The organism is cyanobacterium endosymbiont of Rhopalodia gibberula, assembly GCF_003574135.1.
GTDB lineage: Bacteria > Cyanobacteriota > Cyanobacteriia > Cyanobacteriales > Microcystaceae > Rippkaea.
In genome coordinates this window covers 934,744-953,802 of record NZ_AP018341.1, presented here as the reverse complement: position 1 = coordinate 953,802, position 19,059 = coordinate 934,744, and the positions used below count along the sequence as shown (strand labels likewise).

Here is a 19,059-nt window from a genome sequence, read left to right as displayed (position 1 = left end):
GCTAACCGTTCCCGAGAAGTACTAGTGAGAAAAATAACTTAAATAAGACAATTGAAGACATAATTTCTCTAGATAAATCACAAAAGATAAAATTTTTACTAGGAAGTAAAGAAAATCATGGAAGACTAAGTTGATATTTTTAAAATCAATAGTTGTAGCGAACTAATTGAAGGAACATATCACAGCTTCTATCTTGAAATCTTACATTAATATTTCTATCAATCATTTTAATTGCTAAGTCAATAAGTATCTCAATATCAGTTGATTTAGCCAGCAGTTTATCGAAAAAGGTTAAAGAAGTTTTGAACCATGTTCTTAATGACATCTCTTGAAAGTTCAACAATGCTAATCATATTTTTTTTAAGGCTAATAATCTCTACCTAAGAAATAGAAGATATCCAAAACGTTTATAGGAATATTTAAGCCTAATTTAATTTTTTAGTATTGCCCATTTCCTATTTTTGCTACTAGCGCTTTTGTTAATCCTTCTAAGGTATATTCTCTGGCTTCAATATCAGTTTTTCCTAAAAGCTCATAACAGGTTTTAGAGGTCTGAGGTCCAATAGATGCGATAATAATTTTAGCTAGAATGGATGATATTTTTTTTTGTGATATCCTCCCTAACTGCTGGGAGATTAAATGATGAAAATTATGAACAGTTTTGGAACTAGTAAAGGTAATGATATTAACTTTCTCTTGTTGTAAAACTTCCCAAGCTTTAGAATCAATCTTATTAGGACACCCTGACTGATAAGTAGCTATTTCTAAGACTTGCGCTCCTTGCTGTTTTAATTTTTTAACTAAAAGATCTCGACCTCCTGTTTCAACACGAGGAAATAAAATATTCTTATTATCTAAAGATTCTGGAAAATTATCCACTAATGAATCAGCTATAAAATCAGGGGGAATAAAATCAGGTTTTAATCCATATTTTTTTAGTACATAAGCTGTTTTCTTCCCCACTACTGCTAGTTTAATCCCTGCTAATGCCCGAGCATCTTCACCTAAAGTTTCTAATCTTTGAAAAAAGAATTTAATTCCATTTGCTGAGGCAAAAATTAGCCAATCAAAGCTAGACAGTTTCTCAATAGCATGATCTAAACCCTTCCAACTCGACGGGGGAATAATTTCTAAAGCCGGCATTTCAATTACTCTTGCTCCCTGTTGTTGTAACAACATACTAAACTGATTTGATTGTCCTGCTGCACGGGTAACTAAAACCGTTTGTCCTGCAAGGGGACTGTAAGAAAAGTCCACATTTCTTAGACCAACTACTTCGCCAATAACAATCACTGCAGGAGATAAAGATACCTCTGATACCTGATCTACTATATCTCCTAACGTCGAGATCCAAACCTCTTGTCGAGGGCTGCCCCCGTGACGGATAATCGCAGTAGGTTCTGAAGATAATCGCCCATTTTTTTGTAACTGAGAGACAATTTGAGGTAATGTTCTTCCTGCCATTAAAATGACTAATGTGTCTATTTTGGCTAAGGCTTTCCAGTTAAGTAAATCCGGTTTATGACCTGTCAACACCGTGAAACAGCAACTTAACTTTTTGTCTGTTAGAGGAATTCCAGCTAAGAAGGGGGCAGCCAAGGCCGAAGAAATCCCTGGGACTAATTCATAATTACAATTTGCTTGGGTTAGGACTTTAATTTCAGAGTCAACTCGACCAAAAATTGAGGGATCGCCACTTTTTAACCTAATTATCTGTTTTCCTTGAAGACAATAAGTCACTAAAAGCTGATTAATGGTATTTTGATTGGCACTAGGGAAGCCTCCTCGTTTCCCTACATTTAGCTTAAGACAATTTTCTGGGACTAAATCGAGAAGTTGAGAATCAACCAAACTGTCATAAATTAGAACTTGGGCGTTATTTAGTAACTGTTGTCCTCTGAGGGTTAAATAAGCAACAGAACCAATTCCCGCCCCTACTAAATAAACTTTCCCTGGACGATCACTCATCTACTCTCATGCCTTCAACTTATTTCAAGGTAACACTTGCCATGCTTGCTCTACAAGATTACTCAGCCAACGGCGTTGAACGAGATCGAGCATAGGGTCATCTTGTAAAACTTCGGCGGTTAACTCATCTAACGATTGTCCCTGAGAACGGGCAAGTTTAACAACACCAGCGATTGCCACAACAATCATTTCTTCATCAACAGGTTGACTGCAGAGGGCAAAGATTTCTTCAAGACTAGTAGGGATGGGATAATGCATAACAACTCAACTACGGCATTAGATAATATAGATGATGATACGAAACAATTGTAAAGTTTTATAAAAGTATCTGTCATTCTACAGCAGAACATAAGTTTAGTTTTTTATACAAAAGTCAATTCTGTATTTTTTCTTAATTTTTTCCCTAACAATTTTGAGATGCAAGAAATCCTTTACTTAGAAATTCCAACACCTCATATAGATATTGTCTCTAACTGGTTACAAGATAAATGGACTCCCCACGTAGGACAAAAGATGATTACCCCCCAAGGTATTCGGTTGCAAGTAATCTCTAATTCTATATTAACTAGACTTACCATTTCCGAGACAGAGTTATCAATTTTTCTTTGGTCAGTTCAACGAACGACTTATCTTAAAATGTTTCGTTGGGGAAAAAAGCCATTTCCTTCAGAGAGAAATATTTGCCATCAATTAACCAAGGACATTCAACAGGTTTTTCCCCCTCAATATTCCCAAATTTATGATCTCGATTTATCAAAAACTTCAATCTTTGAGTCCTTAGAAGATAATTATCCCCAAACTGTTCATTTTTTTCGAAAAATGCCCCAAGGGGAAACAGACTTACAAAGGGTGTATTGGTGGGAAAAACGCTGGCGTGAAGGGGTACGAAACCTACAAAAACCCAAACAGGTCATATTTGACTGTCAAAAATCCTCCAAAGAAACTATGATGGCTTACGATCTTATTTATGTTGGTGGTGCTTTAGGGGCGATTCATGCGGCGGTCATGGCACAATTAGGCTATCAAGTGTTAGTAGTAGAACGATTAGCTTTTGGACGGATGAACCGAGAATGGAATATTTCCCGTTCCGAATTTCAAACTTTAATTGATTTGGGATTATTTACTCCAGAAGAATTTGAAAGTATTATTGTTAGGGAATATGTTGATGGATTTAACAAATTTTTTGATGGCAATAATCCTCTTCATCTTAAAGCAAAGGTTTTACATACTCCCACAGTTTTAAATATTGCCATTGATACTACTAAATTTTTAAATTTATGTGGAAAAAAAATACTTAAATTAGGAGGTAAAATATTAGATAAAACAGAATTTATTCGTGCTGATATTGACACTGATGGAGTAACTATACAGTTAGTTGACTTAAATAATAGAACTTCTCAACAAGTGAGGGGAAAATTATTAATTGATGCTATGGGAACAGCTTCTCCTATTGCTTGGCAAATGAATGGCAAGCAAACCTTTAATAGTGTTTGTCCGACAGTTGGGGCAGTTGTTGAAGGATTATCTCCCAAAGTTTGGAACTCAAAATATGGAGATGTGTTAAACTCTCATGGAGATATTTCCCGTGGACGACAATTAATTTGGGAATTATTTCCAGGCAAAGGAGATGAGTTGACAATTTATTTGTTTCATTATCATCAAGTAAATTCTGAAAACCCTGGATCTTTATTGGAAATGTATGAAGACTTTTTCAATATTCTACCGGAGTATCGTCGCTGTGATTTAGAGAAATTAGTTTGGAAAAAACCAACGTTTGGTTATATTCCAGGTCACTTTTCTGTGGGTAAACGTGATCGTCAAGTAGCTTTTGAGCGAGTTTTATCCATTGGGGATGCTGCTTCTTTACAATCCCCTTTGATTTTTACAGGTTTCGGCTCTTTAGTCCGTAATTTGGGTAGTTTAACTCGCTCTTTAGATGTAGCACTAAAAAATAATTGTTTAACAGCAAAAGATTTAAATGAAATTCGTGCCTATCAAAGTAATGTTGCCGTAACATGGTTATTTTCTAAAGGAATGATGGTTCCCACCGGAAAAACCTTACCTCCTCAAAGAATTAATGCGGTATTAAATACCTTTTTTGGACTCCTCGCAGATTCTCCTACAGAGGTAGCAGATACTTTTATAAAAGATAAAACTACTTGGATAATATTTAGCCAATTAGCCTTAAAAGCTGCTCGAAAAAATCCGATGTTATTATATTGGATTTGGGAAATGGCAGGTACTCAAGATCTTTTACGGTGGTTAAGATCTTATCTTGATTTTACTTTAGATGCTTTAAAAAATTTATGGTCAAGAAACAAGCATCAATAATTTATAATCATCTAAGTTTTAGGGCTTTCTCTCAAATTACCTAAATTTGACTAGTTTGTTTAGATAAAACTCTTATTTTTTAACTAAATGAAAGTTAATTATTATTCATGAGTTACATTTATAAAAAAATATATCCGAGTTAAATTACAGGAAGCAAACCTTAATGGAGCCAATTTAAAACAATTCAACTTGAGTAAAGTCACTTTAAAAGTAACCAATTTAGATAAGAAAGAATTTACTGAAGTTTCTACTATTTAGTAGGTATATATAAACAAATTTTTTCTAGAAATTATTGCGTATCTCCATATTGAAGTAATTATAGCTTAATTTATATTAAAACATCCTTACAGGAATTATATTAGTTTTTATTTAATACCTGATACCATTTCTCTTTTATTAGATTTAATATTGGACTCTAATTTTTAAGAAAATATAGCTATAATCTTGATTATATTATTTTATATTAGCTTTAACTAAACTTTTTGTGTGCACTGATTAATTGTCAAAAACAATTACAGTATCTATTTCTTTATCTTTACTGTATTTTTTAAATTTATTTGTCTCTTGTTTTAAAATTTTTACATAACTTACCCAGGATAAATACTATCATAGTTAAATAAAAAAATAATAAAAGTGTAAAATATCATTATTTTGCCAGAAAAAATACGAGCTAAAAGAGTGCTTTAGAGCGAATTTTATTGAAAAATAAGATTGGTGGATATCAAGACTGTTAAAATTGGCCAACTAGTGTAAAAAAACTATTTATTGTAGCTAAAATAATATGAGACAATTAGACTAAATATTGGATTATGAATTATAAAAATAATTGTTTATTTTAACTAGAAAAATCTAAGAAATAATAAAAAATATTGATAATAAATTGAAGTTAATTGAAAAAATAATTAATAGATTCAGAACATTTATTAATTCTCAACTCCAAAGTACTACTACTTTATTTTTTATTTAAAATAAATATAAATTATCATATTAACTTTTGTTCCTTTCTATTTCTATAATTATGTCAAAAATTCTTACGAGTTTTTGTCGGAAGTTGATTTGACTTTTATTTTGTTTATCCTTTCTTGCTTCTTATTGTGGAAGAGATTTTTGAGGCACGGATCAAATTTGATAATTCTTACTCTTCTAATTATGTTAGCTAAATTTTTATACAAGCTAATGTCTAATGAGCATTTTTAAAAACTGTTTTACAATTTTACTTTTATTTAGGCTAACATACTCAATATAGATTTAGCTCAATGTAGTTTTACTGGAATTTGTATAGAAAATTGAAATACCGAGCAGGTGACTATTTTCTCATAAAAATATAATTCTAATAGTAATAGATAACGTTATTTTTATAATTTTTACAAAGTATTTAAACAAAGAGACTCAGGAAAGATCTACGGTAAAATTATCAATATAGTACAGCTATTGCTCAAAAATTAGATAAATATAGAAACTTTTAATTTTTTTTGTAAAAATTATGGCAGGAAAATATAAAAAAAGTATTATAGCAACTTTTTAAGTTTATTAAAATATTTAATAATAGATAGACATTAATAATCTATAAATTGTGTTCTATAACAATAACTATCTCGTCGATAGTTAACAATAATTAACTTTAACAACTTCATTAATCAATTTAATATTGTTATATATTAGCCATCTTCATAAGTAATTTTTTTTAAAAGTATTGTCACTACTTTTATTGGATAAAATATTTTGATAAATTTGTTTTTGATGTCTCAATAAAAATTTAATTAAACGAAGTTACAGAATAAAATTATTTTAGTTTGTTTCTACTCAGAAAACTTTTCTTATTTATTAAAGGCATTAGAATAGAAGAAAAAATAAAATTTTTATTTAGCTTAATCTAATTAAAGTAACTCAGATTTGATATTAGCTATTTTGTTATTATCATGTATCTATCAAAAATAAGTTTAAAAAACTTACATTATTTTGCTTAGTATTTTTTATTTTTATCAATTAAAATCTTAATATTTATTTTTAGTTTATCACTCTAGTATTTATAGTTTTTTTAGCAAAAAATACTCAAGCAATCAACAACAATTAGATTTTATGCTTATCACTAAAATTAGGTTATTTCTAATATTTACTTGATTTGTAAATTGCATTGTATAAAAACAAGATAAAAATAAAAAATAGGCTAGATTTTTGTGAATTAGTTAATTTTAAAGAATTAATATCTAGATAAATTCAATAGCTCTTGTTTTTTTTATAAAAAAACAAAGAATATCTACCATATATAAAATATTTTTACTTTTGATTATATAGAGAATTTTATAAAATAAAATCTACATAATATTGCTGTCTATTTTATCTATTTTACAAGACTTATTAAAGTTATTGCTGACTACCTAATAATGTTTTAATAAATTTATTAATAGAGAATTAAGACAAATTTATTTCGTAATTTTGTTATTAGATTTATTTTGATTGTTTACAGCGAGCTCACTGCTATTTTGAATGATTTGTGCTACGGTATTCAACGAATGTCGTAGAATTATCAAATTTTTAATTTTTTGCCATCTGAGGAATAAATATTATGCTTCAAACAAAAGAAGTTACTAGCAATAAAAAAGAGACTACTAACAATAAAAATAGTTCTGTATCTATCCCTTTTTCTGTTTCTCATAGCGGTATATGTACTACTGAAATGCGGCCTTGGGGATCATTCACTACCCTAGAGGAAGGGCCAGGATATAAGATTAAACGGATTGAAGTTAGTCCTGGACACCGTCTCAGTTTACAAATGCACCACCATCGTAGTGAGCACTGGATTATTGTTTCAGGAACTGCTAGAGTCATCTGTGGAGATAAGGAAAAAATTTTAGTGGCTAACCAATCCACTTATGTTCCTCAATGTACGGTCCACCGCCTAGAAAACCCAGGAGTGATTAAATTAATTCTTATTGAAGTTCAGAATGGGGAATATTTAGGAGAAGATGATATTATTCGTTTCCAAGATGATTACTCTCGTCATCAAGCGTAAGTAAATTTTTCTAACCCAACAAGAGCTATTGTCGAGTTCATTAAATCTGTCTTTTCTTTTCCAAAAATTAGGCAGATTTTTTTATCAAAAACTAATGTCACTTTCTATTTAAATTTTCTTCTAGTGAAGGAACAGGATCATAACCTCCTGGGTCCAAAGGATGACAGCGTAAAATTCTTTTCATTGTCAACCAAGTTCCTTTGATAGCGCCAAATTTCTCAACAGCCTCTAAGCCATATTGAGAACAAGTAGGTTGAAAACGACAACTTGGAGGAAATAAAGGAGAAATCGAACGTTTATATATTCGAATAAGTAAAAGTAAGACATTTTTCATTTCAATTTTTACCTGATTATTCACCTTTTTCAGATTTTCTCATCTCCTTCCAAAATTTTTTATATTCTTGTTTATTTAGCTCAGATAGTGGTTCAATAAAATCGCAATTATTCATTATATTTTTATCAATAAATAGGAGGGGATTTGTTTTTATTTTTGCGGATATTGTTGGGATTGTATGAATCATTGGTGAGGCGCCATCAGTTAATAAAGAAATTTGATTAACTGATGATTCTTGCCAACAAAAATCAATCCATTGTTTCGTCAATGTCGATAGATCAATATTATTTTCTTTAGCTCTCGGTTGTACCCATATATCTGTCCAAATAGAGGTTCCTGATTTGGGGATGATCGCCTTAATTTTCCGGTTTTTAGCTATTAAAGGTAGAATATCACTAGACCAACCTACACTCAGCCAAACATCTCCAATAATCAAAGGTTGTAAATAGTACCGAGAACTATAATATTTTACCTGTTGGTTTAGGGCTTGGAGTTGCGAAGATAAGTTAGGAATCTGGGACAAATTTGGGCTATTATAAGAATAGCCAAGTTTTTTTAGAGTTAAACCAATAATTTCCCTTGGTTGATCGACTACTGCGATGCGATGGCGCAATTCTTCTCGCCACAAATCTCCCCAATTGGTTGGAGTCCATCCTAACGTTTCAAATTGATCACTATGATAGGCAATTAATGTAGTTCCCCAACGGTAAGGTGCACCCCAAATTTGTCCTTGTAAATCTAGATTTCCAACTTCATCTCGTTTAACAAGAGCTTGCCAACGAGAACCCAGCTTTTGCCAATTTGCTATCTCAGTTAAACTCAGGGGTTGAATTAACTTATCCTGAATAGCTTTTTCTAACCAAGTATCTCCTAAGGTGACTAAATCGCTCATCTTATGGGAAGTGTTATCGATTAAGGGGAGTTTACTTAACCAATCTTTAAGACCTTGAGGATCTCGATTTTTCACTTGCCAACTTTGCAATTGTTTCCAGAGATCTTTTAATTGAGCTGTCGGTTTGAAAGAAAGAGACTGATCTTTAGAAAATTGTTGACGAAAAGCTTTTAACAACTGGGGAGGAATCGAGCCTTGTAACAACAAAACTCTTAGTGCAGTAGATTGATTGTCGCATCCCGATAATAATTGCGTTAGTGTCAGGGTACCTGCACTTCTTAAAAAAGAACGACGACTAAGCATAATTTACATTGTATCAATGATTACTGTTGAATAACTTATAAAAAGCTATGGCAAATAAACGATGATTTTGTCTCTTAAAATTAAACTAAGAATAGTTAACGAATCGTTAAATTAATAGGGAGTATGTAAAGATTTTTCTTGGTCACTTCTAGGATAATACATGTAAATCTAAATGTTAGTTATGAGAACTCTTATGGATGGGCTACAGCAACAAATTAATGAACTTAATTACAAATTCAATCAACTTCATCAAATGGTGGAACAAGTTAGTCAACAGATCTCCACCTTGGTAAAACCGTCAGAAGTTTCTGCTAACATCAATCAAAAATCTTTTGATTGTGTTTCTCATCTTATCCCGAGTCCTAATACCGAACCTTTAATCACTAACAAACCCTTGAAGTTAGGGATTAAACACAAGGATATTCTTTCAGATGACCGTGATAACCAGAGCGTATTCTCCCCTGAAGGGGAGATAATTCTCTCAAGAGATCTTCAAGTTCGCCGACTAACAGCTCAACTAACGGCAGCATATAACCGAATTGCTGCGTTGGAAGAACAACTACTCGCCTATCGCCGATCTGGGTTATCTTTTATGAAAGTTGCTCACTCACAAGATTAGTCTTATGAGTTCATCCTTAAAAAAGATATTTGATGGACACTATTTACTTGAGTTAATTAGCAAGTTGAGTTTAAGGAGATGTAGGACCTCCTGATGAGGAAGGGTTAAGAGGAATGTCAGGGGAATCTCCGAATCCTTGTTCTAGACCGGTCGGAGTTTTTGGTGGCCAGGAATTAGGAATATTCTCGGGTAATTGATTTTTTGATGGCAAAGGAGTCAGATTCAAAGCATTATTGGAAGGATCTGACTCCCCTGGTAAAGTTGCTAGGGCGACACGATCACCACCCACTTGCTTGAGCATATCAAGGACTTGGATGACTTCGTTGTAACTAGTATTTCCCGAAGCGTGGAGAACCATCAGACCATTAGGATTAAACTGGTGATAGTTTTTAATTGCATCAAAAAGTTGGTTGCGCGTCACCAGTTGTTTTTCCACGTATACCTGACCGAAATCATCGAGACCAACCACCAACATTTCTCGCATTTGCGGTGTTCCAGTGCTAGCCTTAGGTAAATCCAGGCTTATAGCCTGCTGACGAGATAATCCCACAGCCCCCAAAATAAAAAAGGTCAAAATGCAAAAAATTACATCTATCATCGGCAAGATTTCAATACGAACCTCCTGGTGGAGAGAAGTATCTTGCCACAATTTTAGGGGGCGCGAGTGAACATGAGATTTATTTTTCTGACTTTTTAGTTTTTGTCCAGTGGCCTGTGTCATAAGTACCTTTACTAAGATCAAAGAAGTTAGTGGTCAGCTGTTTCGGAAGGCTCCGAATCGGTACTTATAGAATAACGATCATCGTCTATTTCTAACCAGTGTTGACGATAAATGACCTCCAATTCACTGCCCGTTTTACGGAAAACTCTCACTTGATTGAACCATAAGGCTTGAAAAATGCGATAAAAAACTAAACTAACAATGGCCACAATTAAACCAACTGCTGTTGAAATTAAGGCTTCCCCGATCCCTAGGGTAACTCCAGCCGTTGAGGCTGTTCCGAGATCACTAATCTGAATTGAACTTAAAGAACCAATTAGTCCTAATACTGTACCCAACAACCCCAAAAGAGGAGACAGCGCAATGACGGCTTCTAGTACCTTATCCCCTCGACGCATGAGAGCCAATTCATCGTCGGCAGCTGATTCTAAAGCTAAATGGAAGACTTCAGGATCAGGATTAGTCAATCTCAGGGGACTATAAAGATAGTTGCCCATAGGGTGATTGCGGTATTCTCTAGCAATCTTGGGAACCAAATCCCAGTTTCTAGCAGCGGTATCCATGATTCGATTAAGTATTTGCCCTTCTTTAAGGAGAAATCTTACCCAAAACCAGGAGCGCTCAATAATAGTACTTAATACTAGTACCGACAAGAAGAGGAGCGGGCCCATAGCCACCCCACCCTTTTGAATAATTTCTGCGATGTTCACGGTCTTTAGCTTACCTCCGTTCCTTGTCCCCAACTTAAGTGTGACTTTAACGGTTAGAATTATTTGTTTACAATTCTAAGGGTTTATGTTTAGCAATCGAGTATATCTTCGAAATAAGAATGCTTTGTCTAAAAATCTCATTAATAAAGTATAGAGTTACCTAAAAGGCACAGGTCAAGAAGCCCTGGAGTAGGTTTACTCAGACATTGCTGTGTGGTAAATAGGAGTGATAGTGATGACGAATCGAAAAACTTTGATCACAACTTTCGGATTTCTAGGTTTATGCCTCTTGATTTGGTTTATTCCTTCGTCTAAGATTCAGGTCTTCAGCATATTAGCAGACGCTCAAGCACTACAAGAAGTTTCCCCAAAGATATTTTTTCCGAACAAGTCTTTGGGCAAGGACAAACTGGTAAATGCTCAGATGAAATTTGGTTTTAAGCTTTTTTCTACCCTAGCCAGACAAAATTCAGAACAAAATATTGCTGTTTCTCCTGTTAGTTTAGCTTTAGCTTTATCTATGCTCTATAATGGCGCAAGCGGAACTACTCGGCAAGAAATGTCTGATGTACTAGGTATTAAAGGAGTGAACCTTAATGCTTTTAATCATGCCAATAAGACTCTAGAAAAATCATTAGATACGAATGATTATCGTGGTCAACTGACAATTGCTAATTCGCTTTGGACTAGACAAGGATTTTCCTTTCGTTATCAATTTCTTAAAGCTAATCAAGAATACTATCAGGCTCAAATTACTAATTTAAATTTTGAGAGTTCTGAGTCAGTGGGGATTATTAATCGTTGGGTAAAAGACAAAACTCTGGGAAAAATTCCCCAAATTATTGAGCAAATTAGCAATGAAGATGTACTGTTTTTAGTCAACGCAATTTATTTTAAAGGAGTTTGGCAAATAGAATTTGATCCTCATCTCACGACACAACAGCCATTTTACTTAAGTAATGATCGGGTTATAAAATTTCCATTGATGTCTCGTGAAGGAAAGTACCGCTATTTTGAAACGTCAGACTTTCAAGCGGTGAGTTTACCCTACACAGGAGAACGCTTTAGTTTGGAAATTTTCCTTCCTCGACCAGATAAGAATCTAAAAGACCTAGTTTCACAATTAACAGTAGGTCAGTGGAAAAAATGGATGGGACAATTCCGCGAACAACAAGGAAAATTAAAACTACCCCGTTTCAGTTTATCCAATGAAATTGACATGGAAAAAGCTTTAATCTCTTTAGGAATGTCCACAATATTCGAACAGTCATCAGCTAACTTTTCTAAGCTAACATCTCGTCAAGTTTATGTGAATCGTATGAAGCACAAAACTTTAGTAGAGATTAACGAGAAAGGAACACAGTCAGCCGTCACTAGTTCCATTCGTGCGAGGATGACTTCTCTATTTCTTCCAGAAGAGCAATTTACTATGATCGTTAATCGTCCGTTTTTATGTACAATTCGCGACCATAAAACTAATGCGATCATCTTTATAGGAGTCGTTAGAAAACCTAACTGAAACCTACCCCCATAAGGACAAAAAAGCTCTGGACCTCTGGAATACTTCACTCCAGACGAGGTTTTTCAAAAACCTTGAGTTTAGATCCTATTATTCAACACAGAGCAAGAAGTAAAACTTTAGTTTTACTCCTTGCTTAAAAAAATACCCCCAAGGGAATTTGAATCCCTGTCGCCTCCGTGAAAGGGAGGTGTCCTAGGCCACTAGACGATGGGGGCTTGTTTTTGACACGTATATTAATTTAGCAATGATCTTTGTTGATGTCAATAGTATTATTCATCAATTTTCTAGAAATTACTGACTCAGGTCCTCTTCAATATGCATGTTCTTCAAAAACCTGTCTATAAATTCCCGAAACCTAATAAAGGAAGTCATTATTGTTAATTTGTTCCTTGTTGCCATCGAGCAAGGCGCGCTTGAGATTTAGCGTCAAGACAGTTGAACAAGAAACGACCTTGACTACGTTTTCTAGGTCGTTGTTTGCGTCTAACTTGATGGGTGGATAGATTAATTTCATTAGCTAGATGTTGAGCCGACATCCATTCTGCGCCATATCCTACTACTGTCAAACGTTGATCTCGATCTGATGTAGCGACAATTAATCGAGGCGGAGCGGGACTGGTTTGATGAAAAAAAGACGCACAGACTTTTTCAATATATGTATCAGCTGTTTGCGCCCAAGCGGTAAAGTATATAGACAAATTGGGGGAATATTTTTCTAAAGAACTGGGGGTTTTGCGATATTGGGAGTCAAAAACAACTTGGGCTTGATAACCACTGTGGGCTATATAATTGACTAGGGACTCTACCAGTTCTCGTCTTGCCTGTTCTAAACCATGGCGATCACGGGTTTTTTTTAGAGAAGTCCAATTCCCGATAATGTTATAACCATCGATTAACAATAAAAGATTGTGAGGAGTAGCCATGTTTTTTAAAAGTTGTCATATGTGCTTAAGATATTTTTGATGCAAATGTCCTCCGATTTTAACAAAGAATTTTCATTCTAAGGGTAAGTTTCTGAAACTAATCTAGCTTTTAGATGGTTGGGATCTCCTTTTTCTATTACTTTTCCGTTTTCTAGTAAAAAAGCACCATCACAATAATTTAACTCCTCTAAGCGATGTGTTACCCATAAAGCGGTAATGCCTTGACTTTTCACCAACTGTTGTACTTGGACCACTAATTCTAATTGAGTATTAACATCAAGGAGAGCTGTAGGTTCATCAAGGAGAAGGACTCTGCAATGACGCGCAATAGCTCCAGCAATAGCGATGCGTTGTTTTTGTCCTCCACTAAGAGCATAAATAGGCCGTCGCTCTAATTCTAGAAGGTTAACAGCTGATAAAGCCTTTTGTACACGCTTACGGACTTCAATAGGGGATAGACGTTCAGGAACTAACCCAAAGGCGATATCAGCCCCAACGGTTGGCATAACTAACTGAAGATCGGGGTTTTGGAAGACAAAACCAACAGGGGTACTCATGGCGATAGTTCCAGTTTGGGGAGTTAACAGTCGCGTCATTAATCGTAAGAGGGTTGATTTTCCACTACCATTAGTGCCCAATAACATCCAAAATTCCCCTTCTGGAACTTCTAGGGAACATGATTGCAGTACAAGAGAGTTTTTATCCCAACCAAAGCTTAAATCTTTAACTTGAATTGCAAAATTAGTCATTAATAATTTAGTCCTACTTTTGAAGTTTAACGTTAGAATTAAAAGAGTTTTTTTTAGTTAAAACTAATTTTCTAATCTCAATACTTTAAGCTCTACCATACTTATGATGGTAAAAAGCTACCAAACTACCAAAGCATAACACAGCCTGATTTTACAATATTATTAATAATAAGTAAATTATTAATAATTAAAATAATCCTCAAATAATTTTTTCAAAACGTTAATATTAACAATTTAATACTGTAACATTAGCAAAATTATACTTTACGGACAAAAATATAATGAAAAATTAATAACTTTTTTCTTAACTAGATAAACGCTAAACAATTACAATTATCTTGAGTATTGATAATTTATACTTGACTTTTATTAAACTAAAAATAAAGGTAAATTCTCGTTATCTTAGTGCTAGTTGAAGAGAATACAGTAATCGAACAAGATTATAATAAATAAGTCAAATGTAATTATTTTATTACCTATGCTAAAATAGATTTCTTTAGAAATATAGGATGTACTGGCAATGATAAATATAGAGATAGTTTTTTTTGTTCAAGCTTAACTCCTTATTATTTATACGCAGTAGTAGTGGCTTAATTTTAGATTAAAGAGTAATTTCTGAAGAGTTTAAGGTTTTTCTATAGTAAAAAAATTACTGAGTTTAATAAAGTTGAAATGAGCAAATTTATCGAATAAATCTATTATTAGATAATACAAGGTATTGAATAATAAACAAAAAATATTGTTGTGCCTAAATTAGCAGGACAAACAGTAATTTTATACCTTGATGATTAATAGCTATTTTTTCTATAAAACTAATATATTCTCAGATTCTATCTACCTTTTTGCTGAATAATTTAAAATATAGAGAAACAAAAAATTCTTTGACAGGAAAAACCAGAAATGTGATAGGATTAACGGTGACAATAATGTTCCGATTATCAGTTTTTGCTGCTTTTATAATACGCTTAGCAACCCAATCTCCAGACATTAAGCCAATGGGATTAAGCTTACTTTTAAATGGTCCCAAAACTAATTTCCTTACCACGCAAGGAGCATCCAAACGACGTAAAGTAACTAGGTCTCCTAAAGCTCGTTTGCTCAATTCATAAAGGGGGCTAACTGCGGGAATAACTTCTGCTTCAGAGGTGTTAACCCAAACTTCCTTGCAAACTCTATCTTTATTTGTTTTAATGGTAGTAATAAATAACTCCATTAACCGCAAACTAGAAAATACATTTATTTCATAAGATTTATTAATAGCTTCCGGAGTTCTTTCGTGATGTACATTAACACCATGATTGAGTATCAAAATGTCAACCGACTCTAACTCATTCGTTAATTCTAATTCTTGACCTACTTGCCAAGTTAATGTTTTTATTGGTAGTTTTTTGTCTTCAATTTCTATTGAAATGGACTGAGGTTTAGAGGTAAAAGCAATCGGTATGGCTCCATTAATATAAAGTTGTCTCAAGAGTGATTGCCCTAAAGTTCCTGATGCACCAGTGACTGCAACAGTTTTTCTTTTTAGGGATAATGCGGTTCCCATAAGTTTATCTACTAGGGTTAATGTTCCGCTGTAATAAGCCTTTTGATTATCAAAATGGTGTCGCCAATGGTATGGACGATTGACAAACCAGTCCCCAGGAAGAGTAACAAATTCCCCTTGACGGTGGGTAATATCCGTTAATTCATCGGCGTAGGGAACTCCTGTTCCCCGCATAATCGCTCCTATTAGAAAGGTTAAAGCATAAACTGACCCCCCCCACGCCATCCAACTGTAGGGAAGACTTCCAAAAAAAAACACTGTCCCAGTAATCAGGCTCAAAGTCAACATTACTAATGCTTCTGGAAGATCATTATACCAATGAGCTTTACGGTAAATTTCCTCACTGACGGGGGATAAATCAGGACGAAATACACGGTGATGCCAAGCATGAAGACGATATAAAGGACTCCAATGATGGGATAACACATGGTAAAAGTCCCGAACAATTTCTACCCAGATAACTGAACCTAACATTAGAGAGGTCATCGTAATAATATCACTCAGCATAAAATGATTAGACTTATTTATTTGTTAAGATAGGGAAAAAATAATGAATAATTCGCTTCTATTTTAAGAGTAGCTAACGTGCTAGTATAGCCCCCCCATTATAGCTTTTTATTCTTAACGTTTAACCGAAATGGACTTTAAAAAACGCCAACAAACAAAATTTGCATTCTCCGCTAGAATAAAACCTTAAAGTGTAAAGCAGACAACAAACGAACAAAGAGAATAACGGGAGTTGTTAGCATCAAAGCAAACGAATTAATCAAAACATCGACTTATGCAAAATAATTATTGGTCAGACGAAGCTGCTCAGAACTTGGATCCCTTTAGTTCATTATTATCGGAATGGTCTGATCTCCAAGACGAAGAAGAAAAATTTAGAAACGATTTTTTCCAAGGATTATCAGGACGGCGTAAAAAAGCTGCTTTTGTCCTTATGGCTGTTTGGGGTATCACCATTTTTCTTCATTTAGTGACTTGGGGAACTTGGGTAGTTTTAGGATTAACAGGGTTATTTTTCATCCAAGCGTTACGTCTGATAACCGCTAAACCGGAGGATGTGCCGGGTCCTTTGTCTGATGAAGTTATTGCTAATGGTCATGTCCCTTCGGTTTCTTTGTTAGTAGCAGCTAAAAATGAGGAAGCAGTTATTGGTCAACTGATAACGACCTTGTGTAATTTGGATTATCCTACTGATAAATATAACTTGTGGGTAGTTGATGATTGCAGCACTGATAAGACTCCCCTAATTTTAACGCAATTAGCCCAAAAGTATTCTCAACTCAATGTGATTCGTCGTCCGGCTAATGGAGAAGGAGGAAAATCAGGAGCATTAAACCAGGCATTATCCCAAACTCATGGGGATATTATCGCGGTTTTTGATGCGGATGCTAAGGTTTCTCAGGATTTATTACGTTGTGTAGTTCCTTTATTTAAAGACAAAACGGTAGGAGCAGTTCAAGTTCGTAAGGATATTGCTAATGCACCTCTGAATTTTTGGACGAAAGGACAGAGAATAGAAATGGCCCTCGATGGCTATTTTCAACAGCAACGGGTTGCGATCGGGGGAATTGGAGAATTGCGTGGTAATGGACAATTTGTTAGGCGTTTAGCTTTATCTCGTTGCGGGGGATGGAATGAGCAAACAATTACAGATGATCTTGATTTAACTATTCGGTTACATTTGGATAATTGGAAAATTGGTTTTTTATCCGCTCCCGCCGTGAAAGAGGAAGGAGTAACAACAGTAACATCTCTTTGGCATCAACGAAACCGTTGGGGAGAGGGAGGGTATCAACGATATTTAGATTATTGGAGGTTTATTCTTAGTGAGCATATTGGCTGGACAAAAAAGGTTGATATGCTATCGTTTATCGTCATGCAGTATTTGATCTTAATGGCGGTATTTCCTGACTTTTTGATGGTAATTCTACGTCATCATTTACCAATTTTTAGTCCGTTAACCATATTAATTTTATCTTTGTCTTCTTGGGGGGTATTTAATGGGTTACGTCACAGTGAAAAAAACAATAATTTGGGGATTGTAGATGTGTTTCGGTTGACGTGGTTATCTTTGAAGGGAACCTTTTATATGATGCACTGGTTTATTATTATTCCTAGTGTTACTATTCGAATGTCAATTTTTCCTAAACGTCTTAAATGGGTTAAGACAATTCATGAAGGAACTCCTGAAGAAAGTTTGGTTAATTGAATAAATTTATTTGGTAGTATTTTAGACTGATTAGGGACACAATATGGAGTGGTTTGTGTTCCTATTTCTATAAGTATTAGACTCGAATAGAACACATAATTAGGAATAGACTTGTTTCAAGCTAAAATAGGAAAGCGATAAGTAATAGCTATAAAAATTGATGATTTATTCATAACTAATTTATTTTTTTATGTTGTTTTTTAAGTTTTTTATTTTTGGTATAAGATGTTAGTTATAAACAGGTAATTCAGAATATGTCTAGAATAGAAAAGTATTTGAAAAATAGTATCTAGCTAGATTCTAGCTTACCCAAAAGTTAAGCTAACAGAAATAGAAGAACAAAAACTATGAAAGTTACATTTAAAAATCCAAAATAGCTATTGTGTTTTTTTTACTTTAATTAGACCGGTAATAATATTGTAATTGTTTAAGATTTGAATAATATGTGTTGAAATTAATGCTTTGTCCTTCTATTTCGATAAAAGCAAAAGGAATTATTCCAACCACATTGTTACCATAAGTAATGATCTCTACAAAGCAATGATCTCTAAACTATCAATAAAATCTAAATCCTATTGGGTTTAATTAATAGGAATTTGTTGATGATTTAACCAAGATAATAACTGTGATTGTCTGATTCCTGGTAAGATTGATTCTTCGATTGGGAGTGTATACCATTCCCTCTGCTTATATCGCAAAATATTTCCTATACTAGTTTATAACCAATTTCTTTGATGATCAGCTAAAATTGTTTCTCTAAAACCTAATTGATCAGCTTTTTGTAAAACTAAAAATGTTCCTAAATAGTTGCCAGTTTTTTAATTAGCTAAAGATCTTTTATATAAGCTAGTGTTAGCGACCCACCCTTTTATCCCTTGTTGTTGAGATTGTTCTAAATCTTCAGATAACAAACGTCCCGTAATCCATTTTTTACCATCAGAGAAAATTGTTAATCTTAAGACAGGATAATAATAAATTAATACTTCAGCTTCTTGACATAATTATTGTCAATTAGGTAGCGTCCAACCAAAGGTTTTTAAGCTTTATTCGAGTCGACGAAAATAAGTGGACCGTTCGGTTAAAAGATGGTCAAAAGACTTTTGATAGACTCGTAATGTTGTAAATACTGTTGCCCCATAAATCAAACCAGGTTCAGTCACCTTAACGGAAATAATCTCTGTTTTCATCAACCCTCTGTCATACCAAAACATAA

16 protein-coding genes and 1 tRNA gene are annotated in these 19,059 nt (G+C 33.9%); 6 read left to right on the top strand and 11 right to left on the bottom strand.

Going from position 1 to position 19,059, the window contains the following annotated elements:
* Positions 1 to 438: 438 nt before the first annotated feature.
* Both cobA and RGRSB_RS03095 read right to left on the bottom strand, forming a co-directional pair.
* Positions 439 to 1,968, bottom strand: coding sequence for a uroporphyrinogen-III C-methyltransferase (gene cobA, locus RGRSB_RS03100; RefSeq protein WP_119259795.1), 1,530 nt, complete (start codon positions 1,966 to 1,968; stop codon positions 439 to 441).
* A gap of 24 nt (positions 1,969 to 1,992) precedes the next feature.
* Complete coding sequence (locus tag RGRSB_RS03095; RefSeq protein WP_119259794.1) at positions 1,993 to 2,226, bottom strand: hypothetical protein; 234 nt, start codon at positions 2,224 to 2,226, stop codon at positions 1,993 to 1,995.
* 159 nt (positions 2,227 to 2,385) lie between these two features.
* On the opposite strand from RGRSB_RS03095, the gene RGRSB_RS03090 reads away from it, so the two are divergent.
* The 3 genes from RGRSB_RS03090 to RGRSB_RS03080 all read left to right on the top strand — a co-directional run bounded on the left by RGRSB_RS03090 (position 2,386) and on the right by RGRSB_RS03080 (position 7,312).
* Positions 2,386 to 4,299: an NAD(P)/FAD-dependent oxidoreductase gene (locus RGRSB_RS03090; RefSeq protein WP_119259793.1), complete on the top strand. Its 1,914-nt coding sequence runs from the start codon at positions 2,386 to 2,388 to the stop codon at positions 4,297 to 4,299.
* Between the two features lie 120 nt (positions 4,300 to 4,419).
* Positions 4,420 to 4,557 carry a pentapeptide repeat-containing protein gene (locus tag RGRSB_RS11025; protein ID WP_119260931.1) on the top strand — a complete coding sequence of 46 codons (138 nt, stop codon included), beginning with the start codon at positions 4,420 to 4,422 and terminating at the stop codon, positions 4,555 to 4,557.
* A 2,308-nt stretch (positions 4,558 to 6,865) separates the two neighbouring features.
* The gene (locus RGRSB_RS03080) at positions 6,866 to 7,312 is read left to right on the top strand and encodes a cupin domain-containing protein (protein ID WP_232014562.1); all 447 of its coding nucleotides are present in this window, start codon (positions 6,866 to 6,868) and stop codon (positions 7,310 to 7,312) included.
* Positions 7,313 to 7,409: 97 nt separating this feature from the next.
* Here the strand turns inward: RGRSB_RS03080 and yidD are convergent, their stop codons facing one another.
* Complete coding sequence (gene yidD, locus RGRSB_RS03075; protein WP_119260929.1) at positions 7,410 to 7,646, bottom strand: membrane protein insertion efficiency factor YidD; 237 nt, start codon at positions 7,644 to 7,646, stop codon at positions 7,410 to 7,412.
* Between the two features lie 16 nt (positions 7,647 to 7,662).
* Entirely contained in the window at positions 7,663 to 8,841 is a 1,179-nt protein-coding gene (locus RGRSB_RS03070) for an extracellular solute-binding protein (protein ID WP_119259792.1), read from the bottom strand.
* Positions 8,842 to 9,022: 181 nt separating this feature from the next.
* Between RGRSB_RS03070 and RGRSB_RS03065 the strand changes: the two genes are divergently transcribed.
* Positions 9,023 to 9,460, top strand: coding sequence for a hypothetical protein (locus RGRSB_RS03065; protein WP_232014561.1), 438 nt, complete (start codon positions 9,023 to 9,025; stop codon positions 9,458 to 9,460).
* A gap of 70 nt (positions 9,461 to 9,530) precedes the next feature.
* Here the strand turns inward: RGRSB_RS03065 and RGRSB_RS03060 are convergent, their stop codons facing one another.
* Both RGRSB_RS03060 and RGRSB_RS03055 read right to left on the bottom strand, forming a co-directional pair.
* On the bottom strand, positions 9,531 to 10,181 hold the full coding sequence (locus RGRSB_RS03060; RefSeq protein ID WP_119259791.1) for an ExbD/TolR family protein: 651 nt from the start codon (positions 10,179 to 10,181) through the stop codon (positions 9,531 to 9,533).
* Positions 10,182 to 10,207: 26 nt separating this feature from the next.
* Entirely contained in the window at positions 10,208 to 10,852 is a 645-nt protein-coding gene (locus RGRSB_RS03055) for a MotA/TolQ/ExbB proton channel family protein (RefSeq protein ID WP_172582112.1), read from the bottom strand.
* A 274-nt stretch (positions 10,853 to 11,126) separates the two neighbouring features.
* Here RGRSB_RS03055 and RGRSB_RS03050 point away from each other — a divergent pair, with 274 nt between their 5' ends.
* On the top strand, positions 11,127 to 12,410 hold the full coding sequence (locus RGRSB_RS03050) for a serpin family protein (RefSeq protein WP_119259789.1): 1,284 nt from the start codon (positions 11,127 to 11,129) through the stop codon (positions 12,408 to 12,410).
* 145 nt (positions 12,411 to 12,555) lie between these two features.
* Here RGRSB_RS03050 and RGRSB_RS03045 read toward each other — a convergent pair.
* The 4 genes from RGRSB_RS03045 to RGRSB_RS03030 form a co-directional block, all read right to left on the bottom strand.
* Positions 12,556 to 12,628 (bottom strand) — tRNA-Glu (locus tag RGRSB_RS03045).
* Between the two features lie 162 nt (positions 12,629 to 12,790).
* The gene (locus tag RGRSB_RS03040) at positions 12,791 to 13,336 is read right to left on the bottom strand and encodes a YacP-like NYN domain-containing protein (protein ID WP_119259788.1); all 546 of its coding nucleotides are present in this window, start codon (positions 13,334 to 13,336) and stop codon (positions 12,791 to 12,793) included.
* Between the two features lie 77 nt (positions 13,337 to 13,413).
* Entirely contained in the window at positions 13,414 to 14,085 is a 672-nt protein-coding gene (locus RGRSB_RS03035) for an ABC transporter ATP-binding protein (protein ID WP_119259787.1), read from the bottom strand.
* 823 nt (positions 14,086 to 14,908) lie between these two features.
* Positions 14,909 to 16,138, bottom strand: a complete 1,230-nt coding sequence (locus tag RGRSB_RS03030) for a bifunctional sterol desaturase/short chain dehydrogenase (RefSeq protein WP_119259786.1) — start codon at positions 16,136 to 16,138, stop codon at positions 14,909 to 14,911.
* A 274-nt stretch (positions 16,139 to 16,412) separates the two neighbouring features.
* Between RGRSB_RS03030 and RGRSB_RS03025 the strand changes: the two genes are divergently transcribed.
* Positions 16,413 to 17,846 (top strand): glycosyltransferase family 2 protein, encoded by a 1,434-nt coding sequence (locus tag RGRSB_RS03025; protein ID WP_119259785.1) that lies wholly within the window; start codon positions 16,413 to 16,415, stop codon positions 17,844 to 17,846.
* A 1,043-nt stretch (positions 17,847 to 18,889) separates the two neighbouring features.
* On the opposite strand, the gene RGRSB_RS10445 is transcribed toward RGRSB_RS03025, so the two are convergent.
* Positions 18,890 to 19,033: a hypothetical protein gene (locus tag RGRSB_RS10445; RefSeq protein ID WP_232014560.1), complete on the bottom strand. Its 144-nt coding sequence runs from the start codon at positions 19,031 to 19,033 to the stop codon at positions 18,890 to 18,892.
* Positions 19,034 to 19,059: the final 26 nt, after the last annotated feature.

Bases quoted from the DNA above. Each gene is read 5' to 3' on its own strand.
- RGRSB_RS03050 (WP_119259789.1), top strand. From the start codon at position 11,127: ATGACGAATCGAAAAACTTTGATCACAACTTTCGGATTTCTAGGTTTA.
- RGRSB_RS03095 (WP_119259794.1), bottom strand. From the start codon at position 2,226: ATGCATTATCCCATCCCTACTAGTCTTGAAGAAATCTTTGCCCTCTGC.
- RGRSB_RS03090 (WP_119259793.1), top strand. From the start codon at position 2,386: ATGCAAGAAATCCTTTACTTAGAAATTCCAACACCTCATATAGATATT.
- yidD (WP_119260929.1), bottom strand. From the start codon at position 7,646: ATGAAAAATGTCTTACTTTTACTTATTCGAATATATAAACGTTCGATT.
- RGRSB_RS03080 (WP_232014562.1), top strand. From the start codon at position 6,866: ATGCTTCAAACAAAAGAAGTTACTAGCAATAAAAAAGAGACTACTAAC.
- RGRSB_RS10445 (WP_232014560.1), bottom strand. From the start codon at position 19,033: ATGAAAACAGAGATTATTTCCGTTAAGGTGACTGAACCTGGTTTGATT.
- RGRSB_RS03025 (WP_119259785.1), top strand. From the start codon at position 16,413: ATGCAAAATAATTATTGGTCAGACGAAGCTGCTCAGAACTTGGATCCC.
- RGRSB_RS03055 (WP_172582112.1), bottom strand. From the start codon at position 10,852: ATGGGCCCGCTCCTCTTCTTGTCGGTACTAGTATTAAGTACTATTATT.
- RGRSB_RS03030 (WP_119259786.1), bottom strand. From the start codon at position 16,138: ATGCTGAGTGATATTATTACGATGACCTCTCTAATGTTAGGTTCAGTT.
- cobA (WP_119259795.1), bottom strand. From the start codon at position 1,968: ATGAGTGATCGTCCAGGGAAAGTTTATTTAGTAGGGGCGGGAATTGGT.
- RGRSB_RS03065 (WP_232014561.1), top strand. From the start codon at position 9,023: ATGAGAACTCTTATGGATGGGCTACAGCAACAAATTAATGAACTTAAT.
- RGRSB_RS03040 (WP_119259788.1), bottom strand. From the start codon at position 13,336: ATGGCTACTCCTCACAATCTTTTATTGTTAATCGATGGTTATAACATT.
- RGRSB_RS03070 (WP_119259792.1), bottom strand. From the start codon at position 8,841: ATGCTTAGTCGTCGTTCTTTTTTAAGAAGTGCAGGTACCCTGACACTA.
- RGRSB_RS03035 (WP_119259787.1), bottom strand. From the start codon at position 14,085: ATGACTAATTTTGCAATTCAAGTTAAAGATTTAAGCTTTGGTTGGGAT.
- RGRSB_RS03060 (WP_119259791.1), bottom strand. From the start codon at position 10,181: ATGACACAGGCCACTGGACAAAAACTAAAAAGTCAGAAAAATAAATCT.